The sequence below is a fragment of the Bacillales bacterium genome (genome assembly GCA_035700025.1).
GTDB lineage: Bacteria > Bacillota > Bacilli > Bacillales > DASSOY01 > DASSOY01.
This window is the reverse complement of sequence record DASSOY010000027.1, coordinates 14,872-38,298: the sequence shown is the minus strand read 5'-3', so window position 1 is coordinate 38,298 and position 23,427 is coordinate 14,872. Positions and strand designations below refer to the sequence as shown.

Here is a 23,427-nt window from a genome sequence, read left to right as displayed (position 1 = left end):
AAGCTCGCCAAGGTCGTCAGTTCTAGGAGGAACGCGCAAGCGTATGCTGTACGGAGGGAGCAAAACAAGGCCGCGGAGCGGGCGCTTGATGCGGAGTACCTCGGGTAGCCGTCGGTGATTGCGGCGTCAATTTTACCTAATCCTAACCAGGTTTCGTTCCCGGAATTTCGGGTATTTTATAGGCAATACGCCATACCTCGAGGAGGAAAGTGATGCTCTGGTTTATCATTATTGTCCTTATTATCTTATGGTTGTTTGGGTTTACGATTCACATCGGCGGCGGGCTCATTCACTTGTTGCTCGTGATCGCTCTCATCGTGTTGATTGTCCAACTGGCCCGCGGTCGAAGGCCGTGAACGTGCCGTCCTTGAGTGATTTTTCCGCTCAAGGGCGGATTTCTTTTTTCTTCTGCGATTTTTTGTAATAGACTGAACTTACTAGGAGGGATGACCAATGTCGGTGTTGAATAGTCAATATGACTTGATTCGTCAGACGCGGGAACGGCTTTTCTTGTACTGTGAACGCATTTCGCCGGAAGATTACGTTAAGGAGCTCGAACAGGTCGGCTGGGGGTCGATTCGAAACTTGCATGCGCACATCGCCGGTTGTTACCAGGCGTGGCTGGGGAGATACGCGCTGGAATGGGACGCCCCTGTCGTCAAAGGGGAAGAGATTGCCGGTTTGCCGGAAATGAAAGCTTTGTTCAAGGAGGTGGACGCGCTCGTCGAAACGTTTTTGAAAACATTCGGGGATCGGCCGGGTGAATTGTTGCGTCGTCCGCTGCCGGGGCATGAGGTTCCTGAAGTGCTCTCGGTGCTCTGGTTGTTCACGCAGACGATCACGCACGAGTTTCATCATAAGGGGCAAATCGTGCAAATCGGGCGGCAGCTCGGTTATGTGCCGATCGATACTGACTTGATTACGCCGGATGACATGGTTCGATTATAAAAAAAATGAACCAAAAATATGGGGTACAAATTTAGGGGAAAGAGGTTACGCATGTACTTGCCGAGGCATTTCAAAGTGGCGGATGAGGACGTTCTTTTGTCGTTTATTGAGGAGCATAGTTTCGGGGTATTGTTTTCCAACCATGACGGGCGCCCGGAGGCGACGCATTTGCCGTTTCTCGTCGATCGCGAGAGCGGCTGCTTGCTTGCGCATTTTGCCAAGGCGAATCCGCAATGGCGGGACATTTGGGATCAAGAGGTGTTAGCCGTCTTTCAAGGGCCGCATCATTATGTTTCGTCCTCTTGGTACGAAACGAATCGGTCTGTACCGACATGGGACTACGTGACGGTGCATGTGCGCGGGCGTTTGGAGCGCGTTTCGGATACGGAAGAGATGATGGAGATCATGAATCGGATGGTTTCGTTTTATGAATCCCCGGAAAGCGCGTACCACATCGATGAGACGAACGAACGTTACATTGAGCGGATGCTTGGCGGCGTTGTCGGTTTTCGACTCCGCATCGATGAACTCGAAGGCAAATGGAAATTGAACCAAAACCATCCGAAAGAGCGGCGTGAGCGGGTCGCACACGAGCTGGAGAAGATCGGAAGCGAGGATGCGCTGGCGCTGGCGCGGATGATGAGGGAGCAGATGTAAGAGGAGTGAGCGAATGAGGGGGCGGGAACCGTTCTGGGAAAAAGGGTATCCGGCATTGTCTACAGTAGTGAAGTGGGGTGTCGTGCAAGCCAGGTTTCGTTTGTTGCGCGAAGATGCTTCGATTGACGAGCAAATTGTCAGCAATGTAAGCATCATCCCGTATTCCGGTGAGGATTACGTTGTGTTCCAAATCGCAGATGGCGATGGGGAGCTGCCGGGCGGAACGCTTGAGGCAGGGGAGCATTATCGTGAGACGCTTCGTCGGGAAATGATGGAGGAACTGGCGGCGAGTTGAAATCTTTCGAGCTGATTGGCCAATTCGATTGTACGTCAACCGCGGATCAACCTTATAAACCGCATATCCCTCATCCCCATTTTGTACGCCTAGTTGGAGTTGGTGAGGTAGATCTTGTTGCGGAGCCGTCGAATCCTGAAGACGGCGAGCAAGTCATTGCGGTGGAAAAGGTGAGGCTCGATGAGGCGGTGCGCCGGTTTGAAGCCGAGGACCGCCAGGATATTGCTGAATTATACAAGCTCGCGGATGCTTATAGGAGGGGAACCGACATTGGCTAAAAAAGAACTGCCGTTGCTGCTCGTCGAAGACCAACTGGCGTTTGAGGCCTGGCTGGAGGAAAACCATGCCGTCTCCGACGGCATTTGGCTGCAGATCGCGAAGAAAGGCTCATGTGTCGAGACCGTGACGTATGCGGAAGCGGTGGAAAGTGCGCTTTGTTATGGCTGGATCGACAGCCAGAAAAAAGCGTACGATGAGCAGCTCTGGCTGCAGCGATTCACGCCGCGCGGACGCGACAGCGTCTGGTCGGAAGTGAACAAAGTGAAAGCGGAGGAGCTGCTGGCCGCCGGGCGCATGAAGCCGTCAGGCGTTGCGGCGGTGGAGGCGGCGAAAGCGAGCGGGCGCTGGGTGCAGGCGTATGCACCGCAAAGCCGCGCGGAGGTGCCGGAGGATTTGGCGGCCGCGTTAGCGGCGCGGCCGAAGGCGAAGGCGTTTTTTGAGACGCTGGACAGCGCGAACCGCTATGCGGTGCTGTACAGGGTTGGGAGCGCGAAGCGGGCGGAGACGAGGCGGAAGCGGATCGAGAAATATGTGGAGATGCTGGAGCGTGGAGAGAAGATCCATCAGTGATGCCAAAAGCAACCGTGATATTTTGAGGTGAAAGTGTGAAAGACATTGTTTTGAGCACGGAACGCATGCACTTGCGGAAATTACATATGGGTGACGTGGAACGGCTGCAGCGGATATTTTCAGATCCGATCGCGATGAAGCATTATCCGTCAACGAAAAATCGCGAGGAAACGGTGCGGTGGATTCGCTGGAACTTGGAGAGCTACCGGAAGTTCGGCATCGGTTTATGGAGCGCCGAATGGAAAGCGAGCGGCGCATTCGCCGGCCAGGTCGGGCTCGTATTGCAGGAAGTGGAAGGCATTCAGGAAGTTGAGATCGGCTATTTGTTTGTGAGGGAGCATTGGGGAAAAGGGTTGGCGACGGAAGGGGCAAACGCGTGTAAGGCATACGGGTTCAGGGAACTCGGGTTTGAGCGGTTGGTTTCGCTGATCGCGCCGGCAAATGAGCGGTCGATACGCGTGGCGAAGCGAATCGGGATGACGTTTGAACGGACGGTAGAGAAGTGGGGGCGGCGATTGGCGCTTTACGCGATTCGAAAGGAGGACGAGTGATGGATACGCCGGCACTCTATTTGATTACGGGAATTATGGCGTCAGGGAAATCGACGGTCGGCCAGTTGCTGGCCGAGCGGTTGGAGAAATCGGTGCATGTGCGCGGGGATGTGTTTCGGAAAATGATCGTCTCAGGCCGGGAGGAAATGGCGGCCGAGGCGTCGGCGGAGGCGTTCAAGCAGCTGCGGCTGCGGTATCAATTGGCGGCGTCGTCGGCGGAAACGTATTTTACGGCAGGGTTTTCTGTCGTTTTGCAAGATGTCATCATCGGCCCGATGTTGAATGAAATGTTGCAACTCATTTCGGCGCGTCCCTTGTATTTGACAGTGCTTTGTCCGGACGCCGCTGAGGTTGCCAGGCGTGAAGCCAGGCGTGGCAAAACCGGGTACGGGCGGTTCGCGATCGAGCAGTTGAACCGTGTGCTTCACGAAGAAACGGAAAAACGCGGGCTTTGGTTGGATTCGACGAGGCTGACGGCAGAGGAAACGGTCGACGAAATTTTGCGGCGAGCGCCTTTGGAAGGGAAAATTTTATAAAAAAAAACGGCCGCTGTTGCGCGAAGCCGTTTTTGGCGTACTAGTCCGTGTTCCGATTTGTGATCGTACGCAGCGGTTTGCTTGGTCTCGCTGGTACCATTCGTCTTTTCTTTCCGCAGCCGCACCCTCCCTTGCTTCTGTGCGTCGCTTTCCGGTTCATTTTGCCTTCACCTCCTCGAACGGCGGTTAGAGACGTGATTCAATGATCGCGGCAGCCCCCGCCACGGCAAGAATGAGCAGGAGCGGATACATTTGCGGGACGAACCAATAAAGCAAAACGAGGCATGCCCCCGACCAAACGCCCGCACACCAATGACAAGCGAGCAGCCGCCCGAGCCAATTTTTCAAGCCGCTTCCTTTCACTTCCACGCGTTCACTCACGTTTCCCGCCTCGTCCGTTTCCTCATGGATTGTCAAGAACGGTTTTCTCAGGAAAGCCGTAATGTCGTCGTAGACGACGAGATGCGTCAATCGAAAGGAAGCGAGTATGAGGACGAGAAAATCCAGCCAGGAACCATTACCCATCGTTCACCCCCCTGTCGAGAACTTGTATCATTATACGTATGTACATATCCGTTTGATTGTGTTGGCGCTAGTTTTTTTACGAAAAATTGCTGTTGAGGAGGCCGCGATGAAATACGATGTTGAGTTTCTTAGTTTGTTGAAGGATGCGAATGAAAGGTTCTCAGGTTGGGATTTTTCTTTTTTGACAGAAACGGACCGAGTTCAGTCCGGGATGCTTCCCTGGTCTTACGGCAGTATCGTGAGTGCTTCCTTGCCAAAGGCGAACAGCATGCTCGACATGGGGACCGGCGGGGGAGAATTTTTATCGAAATTGCGGCCGTTGCCTGCGCGCGTTTGTGCGACGGAAGGGTATGCCCCGAATGTTCCGATTGCGAAGGGATGGCTTGAACCACTTGGCGTCGAGGTTTTTCAAGTGTATGAAGATGAAAAGCTTCCTTTTGAAGACGATCCGTTTGATTTGATCATCAATCGTCACGAATCTTATTCGGCTGCAGAAGTGCGAAGGGTTTTGGAAGACGGCGGTACTTTTATTACGCAGCAAGTTGGGGGAAATGATTGCCATGACATCAATGAGCGGCTCGGGGCGCCTTTTAACGACGAATTCATTCATTGGAACTTGGAATATGCCGTCAATGAGCTGAAAGATCATGGCTTTCGGGTTGTCGACTTTCAAAAACATTCCCCGGTGCAGCGGTTTTACGATATCGGGGCGCTCGTGTATTATTTGAAGGCGATTCCGTGGCAAATTCCCGGCGGTTTTAAGGTCGAGGATTATCTGGAAAAATTGTATGATATCCACCTTTCGATCAAGGAGCACGGTTATTTCGAGGTAAGACAAAATCGGTTTATCATTCAGGCTGAATAGCTGGCAGTTTTGACGGGAACCGGCGGCTCAAAGTGAATGTTTTAATGGTACAATGATTTTGGTGATGCATGTGACGACGATAAGGGAATCGGTCCGGTCGCTCGTGGAATACGTGCACCGGAGCGGAAGCATCGATTCGCGGTTTCGGGCGGCGAGCTCGCTTACGGAAGGTACGCGGGCACATCAACGCGTTCAAAAAACGTACGCTGAGGCCGACTTGAAGGAAGTTTATTTGCAAACGGAGCTGACATACGAAGAGTTTGTTTTTTCGGTGGACGGCCGCGCGGACGGCATTTTGTTCGAAGGTGAGGATGTCGTCATCGATGAAATCAAATCGAAGGCGGGCACGCTGGAGGACATCGAGGAAGATTCGTATCCGGTGCACTGGGCGCAAGCACAGTTTTATGCGTATATGTATGCGGGGGAGAACGATCGCTCGGAGATGATCGTTCAATTGACGTATGTGCATACGGAAAGTGATGAACGGCGGACGTTTCGGAAGACGTTCAGCTTTGCGGCGCTCAGCGAATTTGTGATGGAAATGGTGAAAGGGTACGCGCCTTTTGCGATGTTGGTGCATGAGCTGAAGGAGAAGCGGCGCGAGAGCATCGTGGATTTGCCGTTTCCGTTTGAGGCGTACCGAAAAGGCCAGCGCAAGTTTGCCGGCGCGGTCTATCGGACGATTGACGAGGAAAAAAATTTATTCGCGAACGCGCCGACGGGAACCGGGAAAACCGTGTCCACGGTGTTTCCGGCGGTGAAGGCGATGGGTGAAGGAAAGGCGGAACGCCTTTTCTATTTGACGGCGAAGTCGACGACGAAGGAGAACGCCGAGGAAACGCTGGCGCTCCTGGAGGCGAAAGGCTTGTGCATGCGGTCGACGACGATTACGGCGAAGCAGAAGGTGTGCTTCAAGGAGGAGACGATTTGCACGAAGGAGCATTGCGAATTCGCCGATGGGTACTATGACCGCATCAACGATGCGGTGAGCGATATTTTGGAGAACGAAACGCGGATGACACGGGACGTGATCGAGCGGTACGCGAGGAAGCATACCGTGTGTCCGTTCGAGTTTTCGCTCGACTTGTCGTACGCGGCCGACGCGGTCATCTGCGACTACAACTACTTGTTCGACCCGCGCGTGTCGTTGAACCGGCTGTACGAGGAGGAGAAGCGCCGCACGGTGCTGTTGATCGACGAGGCGCACAACTTGGTCGACCGCGCGCGGGAGATGTTTTCCGCGTCGCTGCGGAAGGCGGATTTCTTGGCCGTGAAACGTGAGTTTCGCGGGGATGTGCGTGAGGCCGCGAAAGCGGTGAACGATCATTTGCTTTTCATGAAGAAGCAGCATGCGGGCGAAAGCGTGAAGGAGCTTGATGAAGAGCTCGTATCGCTGCTCGACGGGTTTATTGCGGCCGCTGAAAAAGAGCTCTTGAAGCAAAATGGCGATGCGCTCTTGCTCGATGTGTATTTTGCCGCGCACGGGTTTGTGAAAGTGGCCAAATTGTACGACGAGCGTTACGTGACGTACGTGGAAGCGGAGCGGAGCGACGTGCACGTGAAGCTGTTTTGTTTGGATCCGTCGCATTTGCTGCAGAAGGCGGGGAAGAATTACCGCGCGAAGGTGTATTTTTCGGCAACGCTTGTGCCGGCCGGCTATTATACGGATATGCTCGGGGGCGATGCTGACGATTATTTTATCGAAATTCCGTCGCCTTTCCCGCCGGAAAACGTGCAAGTGTACGTGCTTCCGCACTCGACGCGATTTCGCGACCGTGAGCAAACATTGCCTGCGATTGTGCAATCGATTCATGAGCTTACCGAACGGCATCCGGGCAACCATCTCGTGTTTTTTCCTTCTTATCACTATTTGTACAACGTGTATGATGCTTTCTCGGAGGCTTACCCGGATGTTTCGACCCTCGTGCAAGACCCAAACATGTCGGAAGCGGATCGGGATGAATTTTTATCGAAATTTCAATCGCAAAAGGCGGAGACGCTCATCGGTTTTGCGGTTTTGGGCGGTGTTTTTTCCGAAGGGGTCGACTTGAAGGGAGACCGGCTGAACGGGGTATTTGTCGTTGGTGTCGGCTTGCCGCAAATCGGTTTGGAGCGCGACATTATTAAGTCTCACTTTCAACAGGAAGGCAAGAACGGCTATGATTATGCGTACGTGTTTCCCGGCATGACGAAGGTTTTGCAGGCCGGCGGCCGCTTGATTCGCTCTGAGGACGATCACGGCATCGTCGTTTTGATCGACGATCGTTTTTTACAGCGGAAATATCAATCGCTGCTTCCGCCCGAATGGCGGGATTTCACCGTGCTGCGCTGATTTTTTATGCTAAAATGAAACAAAAGGGAACAGTGGACAAAAACATGTGGTCGATCATCGGCTCGCTCGTTTTGATCGTCGTCTTAATCAGTGTGAGAAATTGCTTGATGAGCGGACAGTCATCTGTCAACGACAGGAAAGTTTGACAATTGTACCTTTCACAGATTTGTAACGGCGTTGTGTGTTACAATTAAACAAACGTTTTAGGGATTAGGACCTGCGCTTAAAACGAGGCAGGTCTTTAATTTTTGCTCAACAAAGGAGATTTCGTTGCATGAAGGATTTGCATTCGTTTGGGTGGTATGCGGGAAAGATTGCCCCGCATCTGCCAAAGCAGGCGTTCCGTCCGGTTCCCGGACGTCTTTGGGGCGGACTTGCTTACTTGCTTGTTACGATGTCTGTAATGGCGTCGATTATCCTTTTCGAGCTTGGTCCTTGGATCAATCTCGTGCTGGCGATCGTGCTCGGTTTTTGTTTTACGGGCATGGGTTTTTTAGGACATGAAATTTTGCATGGCGCGGTTTTGCGCAACCGGAAATGGCGCGATTTTCTCGGTGCCGTTGCTTTCTTTCCGTTAAGCACGGGCCCGCGTCTCTGGCGGATGTGGCATAACAGCAACCATCATAAACATACGCAGCATGAAGAACATGATCCGGATTCTTGGCCGTCCATGAAGATTTGGGTGAAGAGCAAGTTTTTGCGTTTCGTTTACAAGATGCCGTTTCCGATACGCTCGTTTCTCTCGTTTTGTTCGTTGTCGGTGACGTTTTCTATGCATTCGACACGAATGTTCGCGACTTATTTGCGGCAATTTAAAGCGGAGGACCGGAAAAAAGTGTGGCTGCAGTTTATTTTACCGTGGACGGTTTGGTTCGCGTTGTTGTTCGCGATCGGCTTTGAAAAATGGTTTTTTGCTTATTTTTTGCCGTTGCTCATAGCCAATTTTATCGTGATGTGCTACATTTCCACAAACCACCGGCTCAACCCTCTCGTTCCGGTCAACGATCCGCTTGCAAACAGCTTGTCCGTAACGCTTCCGAAATGGGTTGACGTGCTCCATTTCAACTTCTCGTATCATACGGAACATCATTTGTTTCCGGGGATGAGCGCAAAATACTATCCGCTCGTAAAGCAGTTGATCAAGCAAAAATGGCCCGACCGGTATCATGAAATGCCGATGGGCAAAGCGTTGAAGGCGTTATGGCGGACGCCGCGGGTATATTTTGAAGGGAGCGAGCTGATCGATCCGCATCAAGGGCGCTTGTACGGTTCGTTGGGGCATGGGTTGAATCCTTCAAACATTCGCTTCCGCAAGCGATTGAAAAAAGAGCGTGCTTAACTTGTACCGGATCCTTCCGTTTCGTTCGACGGGGGGATTCGTTTTTTCGTTACTTTTGAACTATTTATTTGGAAGACACTTTCTTCACCTTCCTAAATTTTGTTATAATGAACACGTAGTGTATGAATGAAACCTTCGATGCAACCATTGTTGTCTAAACATTCAAATTCATTTTTCTGTTCAGCTAGGGTTTTCATTACAATCGGTCCGAAGCATTTCGGACAAATGGGTCACCGGATCATTTGCGAATGGATCGCCGTTCGCTTTTCTCTATATTGATGTAGATATAAGGTCAATCGAATAACTGCAAGCGTGCGGCAGATACCTGCTCGGATGGTTCGGAAGAGCGCATGTCCGGTTTGCGATAAGAAATTCACAATCTTCTAGAAGAAAAACGAGCCATTGTGCGGGAGGGGCAGAATGAGGGAGAATTCACAACCTAATGAATTTCGAAAGGAATTTGAGGTAAAGTTGAATCGTCCGTTGAGCGACAAAGAGGTAAGATTCGTCGACTGGATGGCAAGACGCCAGCAGGAAGAGGCAATGAAGCGGCGAAAAGCTGACGGGAACGAGGCATGCGGATGCAAAGAGCGAGGAGCAGCGGCGTTTGGGAACAGTGCGCTGCACTTGTAAAATAAGCTTGAATGGGCGGCGGGACGGCGATATAATGGAGGCCGGAACGAAAGGCTGGGGTTGAGCGGCATGATGAGAGGCAGGTTCGCGCCGACGCCGTCGGGAGATTTACATATCGGAAACGCGTTGACGGCGATGCTGGCATGGCTGCAAGTAAGGAAAAACGGAGGAACGTTCGTGCTCCGGATCGAAGATCTCGATCGACCGCGGTGCCGGCCAACGTTTTATCGGCGAATTTGTGAAGATTTGCGCTGGCTCGGTCTCGATTGGGATGAAGGTCCGGATGTCGGCGGAGGTTACGGTCCCTATGAGCAAGGAAAACGGGGACAATTGTATGAAGCGGCGTTTGCTCGGTTGGAAAAGGCCGGGAGGCTGTACCCGTGTTTTTGCAGCCGCAAAGAGTTGCGCACACTTGCGAGCGCTCCTCATGGTTTATCTTCTCTCGGGCCGGCTTACCCCGGCCTTTGTCGTGGTTTAAGTGCTAAAGAGCGGGAGGCACGGGCGAAGGGAAAACGGCCGTCGCACCGGTTTGCGGTGCCGGACGAGCCGGTTGCCTTTGATGATGCCGTCATGGGCCGGCAAACGTACAGTCCCGGCAGCGGCGGGGATTTTGTCGTAAAAAGAGCGGACGGGATCATGAGTTATCAGCTCGCCGTCGTCGTTGATGACGCTGAGATGGACATCACTCACGTGCTCCGAGGGGCGGATTTGCTCGATTCAACGGTGCGGCAAATTTTGCTTTATCGGGCTTTGCGGCTTCCGGTTCCGAAGTTTGCTCACGTGCCTTTGATCTACGGCCCGGACGGCCAGCGGTTATCCAAACGGCACGGAGAATGGATCACAGTCTCCCGTCTTCGTGAAAACGGCGTTTCTGCCCAACGGTTGATGGGTATTCTTGCCTTTCTGGCCGGTTTGCTTGAACAACCTGAATCGTTGGCACTGGAAGAGTTATTGTCACATTTCACCGTCGAAACCATTCGCGAGGATGACATTCACTTAGACGAACCATTTGTTTCGAAATGGTTTTAAGCGCGCGGGTCGGAACCTGCGCTTTTTTTACGGGGCGGCTTTCTGGCTGGGGCGATCGAACAGCGTGTTCCGAGTCAGGTTAGGCGCCATTCGTCTTGAACTTCGTTCAATCGAAGAAAAACGATCACCGGCTGTTTGCCGGCGACCGCGTCCTTTGAGGTCATTTTTAAAACAAGTGGTTCAGGACCCTTGGATCGAGCAGATTCGTGTCGATCGGACAATTCGGGGCATTTTCACCGTACTGCCAAATCCATACGTTTGCTCGACAGCTTGGAACGGCGGGTCTGAAGGGCGGGGCCTCGTTTTTCGCTGTCGTACCCGGCGTTGGTTCTTGGCTCCAAAGCACCGTTTGTTCTGCTACTTTCTCATCGTTTTCAACCGCGTTGCAGTAGGCTTCGTTAAACGCTGCGCGATCCGGCGCGCTATAGATTCCCGGACGAAAGCCGCTCGTATAGAGCGCGTCCACCCAACCGCGAATCCAATCGCCGTTGACGTTAAAGCCTTTTTCGATATTGGCGAACAAGAAGGTGTCCTTTGGAATGCCGAGCCGGGAGGCATGATAGATCGCGTTACGCGCGGTCACCCTTCCGGTACGGTAGCCGACGGCACTGCGGAAATTACTGTAGATCGGCAGAATCTTTACGCCCCTCGAATGGATTAGGCGAATTTCTTCGGTCGTCAACCCGTCGGCGAAACCGGGCACGGTTTGCAAGTAACGGCCCCAGTATACGGGTTTTCCGTACTCGTTGACCACGCATCGATAACTTTCAGTTGTCACACGGGCGGCAGAGTCCACCCCCCAAAGTTTTCTCGCTGGCACATCCTTCCAACCTTTCTTTTACTCGACTTCTACATATCGTATGTCAAAAGGCGTCAGGATGGGATTCGCTTTTTTCCATGACGCATTCATCGGCGAATTCGAAAGGAATCGTGTGCGCCCGCCTCAGCGATGTCGCTGACCTCGATCTTCGATACGGACGCTTGCCTGCTTCCTCGTTTTACCGCTTCGAGAAACCGTTCAACGTTTCGTTCGTTGCCTTCGGCATCGATTTCGACCGTTCCGTCGGGAACATTTCTTACCCAACCTTTGATTTGATACGAGAATGCTTGTTGTTCGGTGTAGTACCTAAAGCCGACTCCTTGAACGATTCCGTGGACAACGACATGTACTCTTCTCACGTGCATCCCCCTTTCTTCTCATTCTTTTCGCTTTTATTGTAACAAGGTTTTGCTGCTTAAACGAACGGATATCGCAGCCCCGCCTGCGCGATCACGCCGCGGAAGTTGCGATATTGACAATGAATCAAATGGGCGTATAATTGGGAAGGGAATGTTTCGGATGCGAATGATTTTAATCAGAACGATTGAGGGGTTTTGTTATGGGTAAGGAGAGAGAACGAATTGACGAGGTGCTTCGATCGATTCGGAAACTGAACCGTGCGCTGTTTCAGCTGCTGAGGGAAGCGGCGGATTTGTCAGACGCCACGGCCGTGCAACTTATGGTATTAAAGACATTGTCGAAACAGCCGGACATCAGTCTCAGTGAATTGGCTGACCATCTGCAACTCGGGAACAGTACGATGAGCGGTGTTGTCGAGCGCTTGGTCACTTCGGGATTGATCGTGAGGGAACGATCGAAAGAAGACAGGCGAACGATTGTGATGCGGTTGACGGAAGCAGGCATGGCGAAGCAGGAGGAGGCTTTCGGGGAAGATGCTTATTTAACGAAAAGGCTCAGTAAAATTCTTGAGTTGCCGGATGAGCAGCTCGTGCTCTTGCTTGACACGCATCAGCAGTTGATTACGAAATTAGAGCAAAGGGATGAGGAAGACCATGGAGCATGAACAGACAAGAGAGACCTCAATTCGGAAAGGGCCGATCATAGCCTCGTTATTGCTCGGTGCCTTCGTTGCGATTTTGAACCAAACGTTAATGAATGTCGCGCTGCCGCAAATGATGAACGATTTGAAAATATCGGCGAATACGGCGCAATGGTTGACGACTGCTTATATGTTGACGAACGGCGTGTTGATTCCGGTTACTGCTTTTCTTATTGAAAAATTCTCGACGCGCAAGCTGTTTTTGACCGCCATGATCTTGTTTGCTGCCGGCACGTTGTTGTGCGGCCTTGCCCCGGGATTCGAATTATTGCTGGTGGGACGGATCGTGCAAGCGTCGGGTGCCGGAATCATCATGCCGCTTATGATGACAGTGTTCTTTACGATCTTTCCGGTTGAAAAACGGGGAGCGGCCATGGGGATGGTCGGCATGGCGATGGTGTTTGCGCCGGCAATCGGGCCGACCTTATCCGGGTGGATCGTGCAAAACTACTCGTGGCGTGTGTTGTTTTTTATTGTTTTGCCGGTTGCCATTCTCGATCTAGTGCTTGCAAGCCTGATGCTGAAAAATGTCACGAAGTTGACGAATCCGAAAGTAGACGTCATCAGCATTATTTTGTCGACGCTCGGCTTCGGCGGCTTTTTATACGGATTTAGCAGCGCGGGAGGCAAAGGCTGGGACAGTTGGGAAGTCATGCTCTCTCTTTTCACCGGTGCAGCAGCTTTGTTAATTTTTATTCTCAGGCAACTACGGTCGAAAACGCCGATGCTTGAATTCAGGATTTTTCGGTACAACATGTTTGCGCTGACGACGCTCATTAACATGATCATTACGATGGCGATGTTCGCTGGAATGATTCTGGTGCCGATCTATTTGCAGAACATCCGCGGGTTTACACCCCTCGAATCGGGCTTATTGTTGTTGCCAGGGGCGATTTTAATGGGAATTATGTCGCCGATTACCGGGAAAATTTTTGATAAAATTGGCGCCCGCTGGCTCGCCGTCGTCGGTTTGTCAATCACCGTTGTGACGACGTGGGGATTCAGCCAATTGACCGACGCGACCACGTATATGCACATGATCATATTATATTCCGCTCGCATGTTCGGGATGTCGATGCTCATGATGCCGATCATGACCGCCGGCTTGAATCAATTGCCGCAAAAATGGAATCCTCACGGAACTGCGATGTCCAACACGCTGCGGATGGTTTCCGGGTCGTTGGGCACGGCGTTCCTTGTGACAGTCATGGCGAATCAGACGAAAGAGTACGTGAAATCGATGTTGGCGGACAAAGGCATTCCGGTTCCCGAAGGGGCGGAGATGACTGCTTCGACCGCGAAATCGGCGCTGGCCCAATTGCCGCCGGAACTACAGAAACAGATCAGTCATGTTATAAAAGAAGCGACGATCCAGGGGATCAACGATGCTTTTGTCGTGGCGACGGGTCTTTCCGTCCTCGCCCTTCTCTTGTCGTTCTTCATCAAGCGGACAGCTCCGCCGAAAGAAGTAGAGTCAGTGGCAGATTCTACGGAAGTGCAAACGAAGACGGCTGTTACCAGTCAAGGATGATTATATTCATTTCTATAATTATGAACGATATCAAAAACGACTAAACGGCCTTAGCCCTATGGAATATAGAGCTAAAGCCGCTTAGGCCATTTTTATTATTTTCGATGTCTACTTGACAGGGTGCAGTTCAAGACGCCCGGGTGTTTTTCTATCACCTGCGCTAATGTTTTCCATTTTTTTATTGACAGACAATCATAATCGTAAGATAATAGAGTAAACGTTTACGTGAAAAAACGCTTACATTTCTTAAGTTATTAGTGACTAATACTATTAAAATAGTTGTTTTTTACAATAAAACGTTTACGTGCACACGGAGGCAGTCATGAACCCGACCATTAAAGACGTGGCGAAGAAGGCAAAAGTATCGACGGCAACGGTTTCGAGAATATTGAACGATTTGCCCGGTTATTCAGCAAAGACAAAAGAAAAAGTATTGCAGGCGATTGAAGAGTTAGGGTATCAGCCGAATGCAGTAGCCAGAGGATTGATTATGAAAAAAACGCGAACGATCGGCGTGCTCTTTCCCGATGTTTCCAATTCATTCGCTTCTGAAATATTGAACGGCATCGAAGATGCGTGCAACGAGATGGGGCATAGCGTCATTGTGTGCAACACAGCCTCCAACGGGATTCGAACGAAAAAGTATTTGCAAGTACTGAACGAAAAACGTGTGGACGGCATTATTTATACGAGTGAGATGATGAAAGATGAATATCATGACATCATCCAAAAGATGAACGTTCCTGTGATGTTGCTTTCGTCCGTATCATACAAACATCAGTTGCCTTACGTGCGTGTGGATGATCGGCATGCCGTGTACAACGGCACCGAATATTTGATAAAGAAAGGGCATGAAAAAATCGGGATGATCAGCGGTCCGAAAACCGATTTAATTGCCGGACTTCCACGTGTGGAAGGTTTTCAGTCTGCCCTGAAGGAAAATGGTTTAGCGCACGGAGAACCGCTCGTCGAATATGCAGACGGCTTTGGTTTTAAAGACGGTGTTGTGGCACTTCCGAAATTGTTGCGTAAAAACAAAGATTTGACCGCGGTCGTCATCGCCAGCGATGAAATGGCGGTCGGAGCAATTTCGGCTGCCTATCGAATGGGTGTGAAGATTCCCGAGCAACTTTCGATCATCGGTTACGATAATTTGCCGGTTTCGGAAATGAGCATCCCGCCGCTGACGACCATTGAACAGCCGCTCTATGAAATGGGAAGCAAATCGGCAGAACTTTTGTTGAAAATGATTCAAACCGGCGAAGGCGTTGAAAGCGTGATCATGCGTCATCATATTGTCGAAAGAGAATCGGTACGTGCGCGGTAAAAATTTTGGCCTTTAACGTAAACGTTTACGTCATAAAAAAAGGTGGATGTAAATGAAAAAATATTGGTGGAAGGAAGCCGTTGTTTATCAAATTTATCCACGCAGCTTTATGGATGCTGACGGCGACGGCATTGGCGATTTGCAAGGCATTATTCAAAAGCTCGACCATTTGCGCGAGCTAGGAGTGGATGTGATTTGGTTGTCGCCGGTCTATGATTCTCCGAACGACGACAACGGATATGATATTCGTGATTATCAAGCGATTATGGCTGAGTTTGGCAATATGCAAGACTTTGATTCATTGCTCGAGGAAGCCCATCGCCGAAACTTGAAAATCATGATGGATCTTGTCGTGAACCATACGTCGGACGAACATGCGTGGTTTATTGAATCAAGACAATCAAAGGACGCTCCAAAGCGAGATTTTTACATATGGAAAGATTCGAAGGACGGCGGTCCGCCAAACAATTGGGAGGCAGCGTTCAAAGGTTCGGCCTGGGAATACGATAAGGCTTCCGGGCAATATTATCTTCATTTGTTTAGTCGAAAGCAGCCAGATTTAAATTGGGAAAATTCTTCCCTTCGAGAGAAAGTTTACGAGACGATGAAATGGTGGCTGGATAAGGGAATTGACGGATTCCGGATGGATGTTATCAATTTCATTTCGAAAGATCAACGTTTTCCAGACGGACCGATTCATGAAGGGAATGCTTACGGAGACGGCAGCGAGTTTTTCATGAACGGGCCGAGAATTCACGAGTTTTTACAAGAAATGAACGATAAAGTGTTATCAAAATACAACATTATCACAGTTGGCGAAATGCCGGGGGTTTCCGTTGAGGAAGCCAAGCGGTATACCGGCGAAAATCGCAATGAATTGCATATGGTGTTTCATTTTGACCATGTCGGTCTCGGTGATGGTCCGGACGGAAAATGGAATGACGGACCGTGGAAACTCACCGATTTGAAAAAGATATTCAGCAAATGGCAGGAAGGCTTGGAGGAAGATGGTTGGAACAGCTTGTATTGGAGCAATCACGACCAGCCGCGAGCAGTATCGCGATTTGGCAATGACAGTCCACAATATCGGGAAAAGTCAGCGAAAATGTTGGCGGTTTGCCTTCATATGCTGAAAGGCACTCCGTATATTTACCAAGGTGAGGAAATCGGAATGACGAATGCGGCGTTCGATTCGATTGAGGATTACCGCGACATCGAAACGTTGAACAGCTACCGAGAGTTTGTCGAGAGCGATCAAATGAGTGTCGAGGAAATGATGAGCGGCATAAAGGCGCGAAGCAGAGACAACGCGAGAACTCCGATGCAATGGAGCGGCGCGGCGCATGCCGGATTCACCGTCGGAGAACCTTGGATCAGCGTAAACCCGAATTACAAATATATTAACGTCGAGGAACAGCGGAACCAACCTGGGTCGGTCTTTCAATTTTATAAAAAATTGATTGAGCTGCGTAAAACGTATGACGTCATAGTTTACGGACGCTATGAGATGTTGGCCGAAGATGACGAGCATATATATGCTTATAAGCGAACTTTAGGGGATGAGACGCTTCTGGTCGTTTGTAATTTTTCGGACCAATCTCGCGTTTTTCAATGGCCGGAACGACTTTCAGTGGAAAACGGGGAGCTGCTCATTACGAATCAAGAAGCAGGCAGCAGCCGTGTCGATGGTCATGTAGAGCCGTATGAAGCATTTGTTTATTACTTTCCAAAATAAATAAATTTAATGAATTGGGAGGAATTTTTGATGAAAAGATGGTTGTCAACATTTTTGGTCACAGTTTTAGGGGTGTCGTTATTAGCGGGATGCAGTGCGGGAGGTTCTGAAGCCGGAGGATCGGGGGAGCAAATTCAACTTGAACTTTTCTCTAACAAGTCTGAAAGTATTGATACTTATAAGCAGTTAATTGAACAATTTGAAGAAAAAAACCCGAACATTAACATTAAGTTGTCTGCTCCGCCAGAGGCGGAAACTGTCTTAAAAACGAGACTGACAAAAAATGATTTGCCGGATATCATATCGATGGGAGCAACCCAGACTTACGGTGAACTCGCCCGTGCAGGTGTGTTAAAAGATTTTTCGGATTACAAGAAGCTTGAAACGATCCAGCCTGCTTACGTAAAAATGATTGGAAAAGTTGTCGGACCGGATAAGGAAGGCGTCTTCGGCATTCCGTACGCAACAAATGCAAACGGTGTCATTTATAACAAAACGAAATTTGAGAAGTTAGGATTTGAAATTCCACAAACGTGGGACCAATTTATTTCGCAACTGGAAAAAGCGAAACAAGCCGGTGAAATTCCGATTTACTTTACTTTGAAAGATCCTTGGACAGCAATGGTCACATGGAATTCTTTAGGTGCAAACTTGGCCCCGGATAACTTTGCCCAATTGAAGAATCAAGGAAAAGCGACTTTTCAGGAAGAGTATAAGGATGTCGCCAAGCATTTCTTACAGCTGTTGGATTACGGGCAAAAAGATGTATTCGGCGTCGGTTACGGCGACGGAAACAAAGCGTTTGCCAACGGTAAAGGGGTCTTTTATTTACAAGGAAACTGGGCCATTCCCGAAATTGTGAAAGCAAATCCGGATGTGAAACTGGGCATGTTCGCATTCCCTGCAACGAATAATCCTGAGAAAAACCGCCTTGTTTCCGGTGTAGACGTATTGTTGACGATTACTGAATCAAGCGACCATCCTGAAGCCGCCAAGAAGTTCATCGACTTTATGCTGAAAAAAGAAACTGCACAAAAGTATACCGATGAACAGGCGGCATTCTCGGCAGTGAAGGGAGTATTTCAGAAAGACAAAACTTTCGAAGACATTAAGACGAACTTTGAAAATGGCACGATCACCGGGTTCCCGGACCATTTTTATCCGGCAGGATTGCAGGCGGCAAACCTCGTTCAAGCCTTTTTAATTAAGAAAAATACAGAACAATTCTTGAAGAAGATGGATACGACGTGGAACAAAGTTTTGGAAAGGTAACAACTATAGGGGCATCCCAGGATGCCCCTTCTCTTTAATGAGAGGAGAGGTAACATGAAAAGGAAAACAATGCCTTATTTTCTCATGGCAGCTCCGGCATTGGCATTATTTTTCCTGTTCCATACTTATCCACTATTACAAGGGATATTTTACAGCTTCACGGACTGGAAAGGGTATGGGGATTGGGATTTTGTTGGTTTCAAAAATTATCTCAATGTCTTTCAAGACAAACGGGCATGGGATGCGTATTTGTTTACGTTTAAATTTGCTGTTGTTTCAACAATTCTTGTGAACGTGATTAGCATTATCGTTGCACTCGGGCTGAATGCAAAAATCAAATTCCGAAAATCGCTTCGCGCGGTTTACTTTATGCCGAACATCTTAAGTATTTTAATCATTGGTTTTATTTTTAATTTTATTTTCGCTCATTTTCTTCCGGATATGGCAAAAAGCCTCGGTTTTGAAGCCCTTTCGAAAAATATTCTCGGTGATCCGGATCTTGCTTGGATAGGCATTGTCATCGTTTCCGTATGGCAAGCTGTCGCATTTAATACAATTTTGTATCTTGCGGGACTGCAAACAATTCCGAGCGACTTGTACGAAGCTGCCGTAATCGATGGAGCCGGCAAATGGAAAATGTTTTGGACGGTGACGTTCCCGTTAATCGCGCCTTTCTTTACCATTAACATGGTTCTGGCAATGAAAAATTTCCTTATGGTGTTCGACCAGATCATGGCGATGACCGGAGGAGGACCGGGGACGTCCACGGAATCGATTTCCTTGTTGATCTACCGCGGCGGATTCAGCGGCGGCGAATTTGCTTATCAATCGGCGAACGCAGTCATTTATTTCATTATCATCCTTGTCGTCTCCATAGCGCAAATTAAATTTTTGCAGAAAAGGGAGGTCGAGCTGTAATGAACAGTAAACGCATCAATTGGACGTCGACAATCTTGCTCATTCTCGGCGCGATCTTTGTCCTGTTTCCGCTTTACTTAACGATTATGGTAGCGGTGAAGTCGCCTGAGCAGATCGCCCAGTCAATTTTGGCGATTCCCTCGACATTTCATTTTGAGAACTTCACGAAAGCGATTAAAATGACGCATTTCTTCAACGCTTTCAAAAACAGTGCGATCATCACAGTTTTCGTCGTCATCTTTACCGTGCTGACGAACTCGATGGTCGCCTACGCGATTGCAAGAAACATGCACAAGCGTTTTTTTCGGCTGCTGTATTATTATTTCGTAAGCGCGATGTTCGTACCTTTTCCGATCATCATGTTGCCAATTGTCAAGGAAACGAGCCGGTGGGGGCTAGATAATTTACTCGGGCTCATTTTTCTATACATCGTCTACGGTTTGGCATTTAATGTGTTTGTATATGTTGGCTACATTAAGTCAATTCCAAGAGAGCTTGAAGAGGCGGCAATCGTCGACGGGGCAAATGTTTGGACGGTTTTCTGGCGGGTAATTTTTCCACTGCTCAAGCCGATGAATGCAACGGTTGGCATCTTGACCTGTCTATGGGCATGGAACGACTTCATGCTGCCGCTCGTCATCTTAAGCGGCAATCAGGAGCAAGCGACGCTTCCGCTCGTGCAATTCATCTTTCAATCGCAGTTTAGCACCGATTACAATTTGGCGTTTGCGTCCTACTTAATGGCGTTGGTTCCAATGATCGTCGTTTACGTGTTCGCCCAAAAATGGATCATCGGCAACGTTACCCGAGGCGCGATCAAATAAAAAATATCCGGCGGTTTTACCTTCTGTTGGGAGGGTAGAATCGCTGTTTTTGTTCGGCTGAGTTTTCAATTTTCCGAAAAAGTGCTTGCAACTCTTATTCGGTGATGGTAAGTTATAGGCAAAAGGATCCGAAACGTTTTGGAGGATAAATGTGGCGACGATTAAAGACATAGCGAAAGTAGCCGGCGTTTCTGTTACAACCGTGTCGAGAGCGCTTAACGGTTACTCGGACGTTAATGAAAAGACGAGACAAAAAATTAAGGCGGTAGCTGAACAATTGCATTACAGTCCGAACGTATTGGCGAGAAGTTTAGTCGTCAAGCGCACGAAGACGATCGGTTTGATCGTATCGGAGCTGAGCCGATCGGAGGAGAACGATCTTTTTACGTTCGCTGTATTGAGAGGGATCAACGATTGCGCGGGCGAACTCGGGTATGATTTGATATTGTTCAGTACGAATCCGAAAAAACAAAAAGAAAAGACTTACACGCAGCTTTGCAGGGAAAGACGCGTGGACGGCGCCATCATCCAAGGGATTCGCGTCGACGATCCTTATTTGCACGAAGTGTTGAACAGCCAAATTCCGTGCGTGTTGATCGACATTCCCGTGGAATCGGAATTTGTCGGATACGTTTCGACGGACAATGTGCTCGGTGCCGAGAAAGCCGTGTCCCATTTGCTCGGAGGCGGTCACCGGAATATTGCGATGATGAATGGGCACGATCAAGCGTTCGTGAGCAGGGAACGTTTGAAAGGGTTTAAAAAAGGGCTTAGCCGTGCTGGCGTCCGTTTTCGGAAAGAGTGGGCGGTGAATGGCGAGTTTCGGGAAGCGGTTGCCGAGAAGAAAACCGTCGATCTGCTGACGAAGTATCCCGAAATTACCGCCGTTTTCTGCGCGAGCGACATTATGGCGATGGGAGTTATCAAGGGGGCGCGGGCACTCGGCAGACGTATCCCGGAAGATTTGTCGGTCGTCGGATTCGATGACAACATCCTGGCCTCCTATGTTTCTCCGCCGTTGACGACGATTGCGCAGGATGAATACCAAATGGGATTTGAAGCCGCAAAACTGTTGGTAGGTATGCTTGAAAGGAAAGATTCGCCTCATAAAAAAGTGCTGGATTCGCAGTTGATCGTTCGGGAATCGACAACGCCGGCAGAGAAAAGCCAAAGTTGACGGTGATTGGAAGATCTTATTTTGCGCAAAATCCGAAACGTTTCGGAAGATAAAAATGGCTCGGGAGGGAATCGATGGATTATCGCGTGATTAAAGAGAATGATCTGTTTCTCGTTACGGATGCGAAAGGGAACATTCCGAAAAACCATGATTACGGACTCGGGTTGTACACGAAAGATACGAGGTATTTGAGCCAATTTGATTTGAAAATCAACGGCCAGGAGCCGAACTTGCTGTTTTCCAAAGCAGATGAAAATTATGCGGCTTCAATAATGCTGACGAATCCTGAATTGGAACGAGACGGCAGTCTCTCACTTCCGCGTGAGTCACTTGAAATCGAACGGCAGCGTTTCATCTACGGCGGGATATTGTACGAAACGATCAGCGTGAAAAACTATCATCCACGGTCGGCTGAATTTGAATTGAGCGTGCAAATCGACGCTGACTTTCTCGACATGTTCATCATTCGCGGACTGCAAAAAGCAAAAACCGGCCAAAAGTTACGTCCGACGTTTGATAATAACACGTTTACGTTCCGCTACAAAGGCACAGACGGTATTAAGCGCGCTACGAAAATCGATTGGGGGGATAACGGTGCTGTCGTGTGTGAGGACGGAAACATCCGCTTCCGCTTATCGCTGTATCATTTGCAAGAACGAACCATCACCTTTCGCGTTATGCCGATGATCGACGGTGCCGAACCCGAACCAGAGGCGAGAGAAAAGGCATTGGATCGACTGCAAGCATCTTACAAGCAATGGCGTATGAATGCGGCGGAAATTGAAACCGATCATGCGGCATTAAGATCATTGGTAGAGCGGGGAATCGATGACTTTCGGGTTTTGCTGACCGATCTCGGATACGGCACGTTTCCGGTCGCCGGATTGCCTTGGTTCGGCGTTCCTTTTGGCAGAGACAGCTTGATCGCCGCTTTGCAAGCGCTTCCTTTCCAGCCGGAAGTGGCCAAAGGCACTTTGAAAACGATGGCCGCTTTTCAAGGCACAAAAGTGGACGCGTGGCGGGATGAGCAACCGGGGAAAATCATGCACGAAATTCGTTTCGGGGAATTGGCGAACACGAATCAGATTCCGTTCACCCCTTATTACGGTTCCGTCGATTCGACACCGTTATTTTTAATCTTGTTAATCGAATACGTTCGTTGGACCGGCGATCTCCGCCTGTTTCAGGAGCTCCGCAGTCATGTCGATGCCGCTTTAAAATGGATCGACGAATACGGGGATCGCGACGGGGATGGTCTTGTTGAATACCATCAACAATCCGAAAACGGCATTTCCAATCAAGGATGGAAAGACTCCGGGGATTCCATCGTACATCGAAACGGCTCTTATGCCGATTCGCCGATCGCTCTGGCAGAAGTGCAAGGATATGTTTACCAAGCGAAACAAGGAATCGCGGATATTTACGAAAAGTTGAGCGACCAACGGGCGGCGCAATCGCTGCGCCGACAAGCCGCAGCATTGAAACGGACGTTTGAAGAAAAGTTCTGGATGAACGATCGCGGATTTTACGCGATTGCCTTGGATCGGGACAAACAGCAAGTAGAAACGGTTACTTCCAATCCGGGTCATCTTTTGTGGTCCGGGCTGTTGGAGCCGGACAAAGCAAAAAAGGTTGCCGAAACGCTCGTTTCCGACAACATGTTTTCCGGGTTCGGCATTCGTACGATGGCCGAAGGCGAGGCCGGTTATAATCCGATCAGTTATCACAACGGCAGCGTTTGGCCGCACGACAACAGTTTAATTTTATTGGGGATGAGCAAACGGGAGCAACGAGCCGAAGCAGTCAAAGTCATCGATGGACTCATACGTGCATCAAAATCGTTCGAGTATCATCGCTTGCCGGAATTGTTTTGCGGTTACGGCGAAAGGGTCGTGAACTATCCGACCGCGTGCTCGCCGCAAGCGTGGGCAGCAGGAACGCCGCTCTCGTTCATTCAGGCGTTGCTCGGTCTGTTTCCTAATTGTCTCCAACAAGAAATTTATCTTTCGCCTGTGTTGTTGCCGTCAATGAATCACTTGCACGTCCGAAAGCTTTCTATTGGCAAAGGCGAGCTCGATGTCATCGTGAAACGGGTTAATGGAGATGTGGCCGCTGTCGTAAAAAGAAATACGACCGGATGCCGAGTGGTGATTGAGCAACAGGTGAACGTCTAGGAATTGGTTTAAAGAGGGAGCTCTCTCTTT

25 protein-coding genes and 1 pseudogene are annotated in these 23,427 nt (G+C 49.7%); 23 read left to right on the top strand and 3 right to left on the bottom strand.

What is annotated here, in order from left to right; translation table 11 throughout:
- Positions 1–212: 212 nt before the first annotated feature.
- The 8 genes from VFK44_04705 (at position 213) to VFK44_04670 (ending at position 3,836) form a co-directional block, all read left to right on the top strand.
- The gene (locus tag VFK44_04705) at positions 213–356 is read left to right on the top strand and encodes a lmo0937 family membrane protein (protein HET7627673.1); all 144 of its coding nucleotides are present in this window, start codon (positions 213–215) and stop codon (positions 354–356) included.
- 97 nt (positions 357–453) lie between these two features.
- Positions 454–948, top strand: a complete 495-nt coding sequence (locus VFK44_04700) for a DinB family protein (protein ID HET7627672.1) — start codon at positions 454–456, stop codon at positions 946–948.
- Between the two features lie 51 nt (positions 949–999).
- Positions 1,000–1,605 (top strand): FMN-binding negative transcriptional regulator, encoded by a 606-nt coding sequence (locus VFK44_04695; GenBank protein HET7627671.1) that lies wholly within the window; start codon positions 1,000–1,002, stop codon positions 1,603–1,605.
- 13 nt (positions 1,606–1,618) lie between these two features.
- Positions 1,619–1,900, top strand: a complete 282-nt coding sequence (locus VFK44_04690) for an NUDIX domain-containing protein (protein ID HET7627670.1) — start codon at positions 1,619–1,621, stop codon at positions 1,898–1,900.
- A complete protein-coding gene (locus VFK44_04685) occupies positions 1,897–2,178 on the top strand; it encodes a hypothetical protein (GenBank protein ID HET7627669.1) in 282 nt (93 codons plus the stop codon). Before VFK44_04690 ends, VFK44_04685 begins: the two co-directional genes overlap by 4 nt.
- Positions 2,171–2,749, top strand: a complete 579-nt coding sequence (locus tag VFK44_04680) for a YdeI/OmpD-associated family protein (protein ID HET7627668.1) — start codon at positions 2,171–2,173, stop codon at positions 2,747–2,749. Before VFK44_04685 ends, VFK44_04680 begins: the two co-directional genes overlap by 8 nt.
- 35 nt (positions 2,750–2,784) lie before the next feature.
- A complete protein-coding gene (locus VFK44_04675; GenBank protein ID HET7627667.1) occupies positions 2,785–3,300 on the top strand; it encodes a GNAT family N-acetyltransferase in 516 nt (171 codons plus the stop codon).
- Positions 3,300–3,836, top strand: a complete 537-nt coding sequence (locus VFK44_04670; protein ID HET7627666.1) for an AAA family ATPase — start codon at positions 3,300–3,302, stop codon at positions 3,834–3,836. Before VFK44_04675 ends, VFK44_04670 begins: the two co-directional genes overlap by 1 nt.
- Positions 3,837–4,022: 186 nt before the next feature.
- Here the strand turns inward: VFK44_04670 and VFK44_04665 are convergent, their stop codons facing one another.
- The gene (locus tag VFK44_04665; GenBank protein HET7627665.1) at positions 4,023–4,361 is read right to left on the bottom strand and encodes a DUF1360 domain-containing protein; all 339 of its coding nucleotides are present in this window, start codon (positions 4,359–4,361) and stop codon (positions 4,023–4,025) included.
- A 106-nt stretch (positions 4,362–4,467) separates the two neighbouring features.
- On the opposite strand from VFK44_04665, the gene VFK44_04660 reads away from it, so the two are divergent.
- The 5 genes from VFK44_04660 to gluQRS all read left to right on the top strand — a co-directional run bounded on the left by VFK44_04660 (position 4,468) and on the right by gluQRS (position 10,559).
- Complete coding sequence (locus VFK44_04660) at positions 4,468–5,226, top strand: methyltransferase domain-containing protein (GenBank protein HET7627664.1); 759 nt, start codon at positions 4,468–4,470, stop codon at positions 5,224–5,226.
- A 52-nt stretch (positions 5,227–5,278) separates the two neighbouring features.
- Entirely contained in the window at positions 5,279–7,558 is a 2,280-nt protein-coding gene (locus VFK44_04655; protein ID HET7627663.1) for an ATP-dependent DNA helicase, read from the top strand.
- Positions 7,559–7,832: 274 nt separating this feature from the next.
- Positions 7,833–8,897: an acyl-CoA desaturase gene (locus VFK44_04650; protein ID HET7627662.1), complete on the top strand. Its 1,065-nt coding sequence runs from the start codon at positions 7,833–7,835 to the stop codon at positions 8,895–8,897.
- 420 nt (positions 8,898–9,317) lie between these two features.
- Complete coding sequence (locus VFK44_04645; GenBank protein ID HET7627661.1) at positions 9,318–9,530, top strand: hypothetical protein; 213 nt, start codon at positions 9,318–9,320, stop codon at positions 9,528–9,530.
- A gap of 69 nt (positions 9,531–9,599) precedes the next feature.
- Entirely contained in the window at positions 9,600–10,559 is a 960-nt protein-coding gene (gene gluQRS, locus VFK44_04640; protein ID HET7627660.1) for a tRNA glutamyl-Q(34) synthetase GluQRS, read from the top strand.
- A gap of 166 nt (positions 10,560–10,725) precedes the next feature.
- Here gluQRS and VFK44_04635 read toward each other — a convergent pair whose 3' ends face one another.
- Positions 10,726–11,379, bottom strand: coding sequence for a glycoside hydrolase domain-containing protein (locus VFK44_04635; GenBank protein ID HET7627659.1), 654 nt, complete (start codon positions 11,377–11,379; stop codon positions 10,726–10,728).
- Between the two features lie 86 nt (positions 11,380–11,465).
- Positions 11,466–11,744 carry an acylphosphatase gene (locus VFK44_04630; protein ID HET7627658.1) on the bottom strand — a complete coding sequence of 93 codons (279 nt, stop codon included), beginning with the start codon at positions 11,742–11,744 and terminating at the stop codon, positions 11,466–11,468.
- 194 nt (positions 11,745–11,938) lie between these two features.
- Between VFK44_04630 and VFK44_04625 the strand changes: the two genes are divergently transcribed.
- The 10 genes and pseudogenes from VFK44_04625 to VFK44_04580 all read left to right on the top strand — a co-directional run bounded on the left by VFK44_04625 (position 11,939) and on the right by VFK44_04580 (position 23,397).
- A complete protein-coding gene (locus tag VFK44_04625; GenBank protein HET7627657.1) occupies positions 11,939–12,403 on the top strand; it encodes a MarR family transcriptional regulator in 465 nt (154 codons plus the stop codon).
- On the top strand, positions 12,393–13,970 hold the full coding sequence (locus VFK44_04620) for a DHA2 family efflux MFS transporter permease subunit (protein HET7627656.1): 1,578 nt from the start codon (positions 12,393–12,395) through the stop codon (positions 13,968–13,970). The genes VFK44_04625 and VFK44_04620 overlap by 11 nt, the downstream gene beginning before the upstream one ends.
- Positions 13,966–14,055, top strand: a pseudogene (locus tag VFK44_04615) (IS3 family transposase). Before VFK44_04620 ends, VFK44_04615 begins: the two are co-directional and overlap by 5 nt.
- A 237-nt stretch (positions 14,056–14,292) precedes the next feature.
- Positions 14,293–15,297 (top strand): LacI family DNA-binding transcriptional regulator, encoded by a 1,005-nt coding sequence (locus VFK44_04610; protein HET7627655.1) that lies wholly within the window; start codon positions 14,293–14,295, stop codon positions 15,295–15,297.
- Between the two features lie 52 nt (positions 15,298–15,349).
- Positions 15,350–17,032: an alpha-glucosidase gene (locus VFK44_04605; GenBank protein ID HET7627654.1), complete on the top strand. Its 1,683-nt coding sequence runs from the start codon at positions 15,350–15,352 to the stop codon at positions 17,030–17,032.
- 30 nt (positions 17,033–17,062) lie between these two features.
- Positions 17,063–18,304: an extracellular solute-binding protein gene (locus VFK44_04600; protein HET7627653.1), complete on the top strand. Its 1,242-nt coding sequence runs from the start codon at positions 17,063–17,065 to the stop codon at positions 18,302–18,304.
- A gap of 54 nt (positions 18,305–18,358) precedes the next feature.
- Entirely contained in the window at positions 18,359–19,222 is an 864-nt protein-coding gene (locus VFK44_04595; protein ID HET7627652.1) for a sugar ABC transporter permease, read from the top strand.
- Positions 19,222–20,046 (top strand): carbohydrate ABC transporter permease, encoded by an 825-nt coding sequence (locus VFK44_04590; GenBank protein HET7627651.1) that lies wholly within the window; start codon positions 19,222–19,224, stop codon positions 20,044–20,046. The genes VFK44_04595 and VFK44_04590 overlap by 1 nt, the downstream gene beginning before the upstream one ends.
- Before the next feature lie 151 nt (positions 20,047–20,197).
- Positions 20,198–21,223 carry a LacI family DNA-binding transcriptional regulator gene (locus VFK44_04585; protein ID HET7627650.1) on the top strand — a complete coding sequence of 342 codons (1,026 nt, stop codon included), beginning with the start codon at positions 20,198–20,200 and terminating at the stop codon, positions 21,221–21,223.
- 74 nt (positions 21,224–21,297) lie between these two features.
- The gene (locus VFK44_04580) at positions 21,298–23,397 is read left to right on the top strand and encodes an amylo-alpha-1,6-glucosidase (GenBank protein ID HET7627649.1); all 2,100 of its coding nucleotides are present in this window, start codon (positions 21,298–21,300) and stop codon (positions 23,395–23,397) included.
- The last annotated feature ends 30 nt before the right edge of the window (positions 23,398–23,427 follow it).

What these genes read in the sequence shown, in the direction of transcription:
- VFK44_04670 (HET7627666.1), top strand. Translation starts at nt 3,300, where the DNA reads ATGGATACGCCGGCACTCTATTTGATTACGGGAATTATGGCGTCAGGG.
- VFK44_04580 (HET7627649.1), top strand. Translation starts at nt 21,298, where the DNA reads ATGGATTATCGCGTGATTAAAGAGAATGATCTGTTTCTCGTTACGGAT.
- VFK44_04660 (HET7627664.1), top strand. Translation starts at nt 4,468, where the DNA reads ATGAAATACGATGTTGAGTTTCTTAGTTTGTTGAAGGATGCGAATGAA.
- VFK44_04600 (HET7627653.1), top strand. Translation starts at nt 17,063, where the DNA reads ATGAAAAGATGGTTGTCAACATTTTTGGTCACAGTTTTAGGGGTGTCG.
- VFK44_04665 (HET7627665.1), bottom strand. Translation starts at nt 4,361, where the DNA reads ATGGGTAATGGTTCCTGGCTGGATTTTCTCGTCCTCATACTCGCTTCC.
- VFK44_04645 (HET7627661.1), top strand. Translation starts at nt 9,318, where the DNA reads ATGAGGGAGAATTCACAACCTAATGAATTTCGAAAGGAATTTGAGGTA.
- VFK44_04655 (HET7627663.1), top strand. Translation starts at nt 5,279, where the DNA reads ATGATTTTGGTGATGCATGTGACGACGATAAGGGAATCGGTCCGGTCG.
- VFK44_04690 (HET7627670.1), top strand. Translation starts at nt 1,619, where the DNA reads ATGAGGGGGCGGGAACCGTTCTGGGAAAAAGGGTATCCGGCATTGTCT.
- VFK44_04590 (HET7627651.1), top strand. Translation starts at nt 19,222, where the DNA reads ATGAACAGTAAACGCATCAATTGGACGTCGACAATCTTGCTCATTCTC.
- gluQRS (HET7627660.1), top strand. Translation starts at nt 9,600, where the DNA reads ATGATGAGAGGCAGGTTCGCGCCGACGCCGTCGGGAGATTTACATATC.
- VFK44_04610 (HET7627655.1), top strand. Translation starts at nt 14,293, where the DNA reads ATGAACCCGACCATTAAAGACGTGGCGAAGAAGGCAAAAGTATCGACG.
- VFK44_04700 (HET7627672.1), top strand. Translation starts at nt 454, where the DNA reads ATGTCGGTGTTGAATAGTCAATATGACTTGATTCGTCAGACGCGGGAA.
- VFK44_04595 (HET7627652.1), top strand. Translation starts at nt 18,359, where the DNA reads ATGAAAAGGAAAACAATGCCTTATTTTCTCATGGCAGCTCCGGCATTG.
- VFK44_04620 (HET7627656.1), top strand. Translation starts at nt 12,393, where the DNA reads ATGGAGCATGAACAGACAAGAGAGACCTCAATTCGGAAAGGGCCGATC.
- VFK44_04605 (HET7627654.1), top strand. Translation starts at nt 15,350, where the DNA reads ATGAAAAAATATTGGTGGAAGGAAGCCGTTGTTTATCAAATTTATCCA.
- VFK44_04705 (HET7627673.1), top strand. Translation starts at nt 213, where the DNA reads ATGCTCTGGTTTATCATTATTGTCCTTATTATCTTATGGTTGTTTGGG.
- VFK44_04625 (HET7627657.1), top strand. Translation starts at nt 11,939, where the DNA reads ATGGGTAAGGAGAGAGAACGAATTGACGAGGTGCTTCGATCGATTCGG.
- VFK44_04695 (HET7627671.1), top strand. Translation starts at nt 1,000, where the DNA reads ATGTACTTGCCGAGGCATTTCAAAGTGGCGGATGAGGACGTTCTTTTG.
- VFK44_04630 (HET7627658.1), bottom strand. Translation starts at nt 11,744, where the DNA reads ATGCACGTGAGAAGAGTACATGTCGTTGTCCACGGAATCGTTCAAGGA.
- VFK44_04650 (HET7627662.1), top strand. Translation starts at nt 7,833, where the DNA reads ATGAAGGATTTGCATTCGTTTGGGTGGTATGCGGGAAAGATTGCCCCG.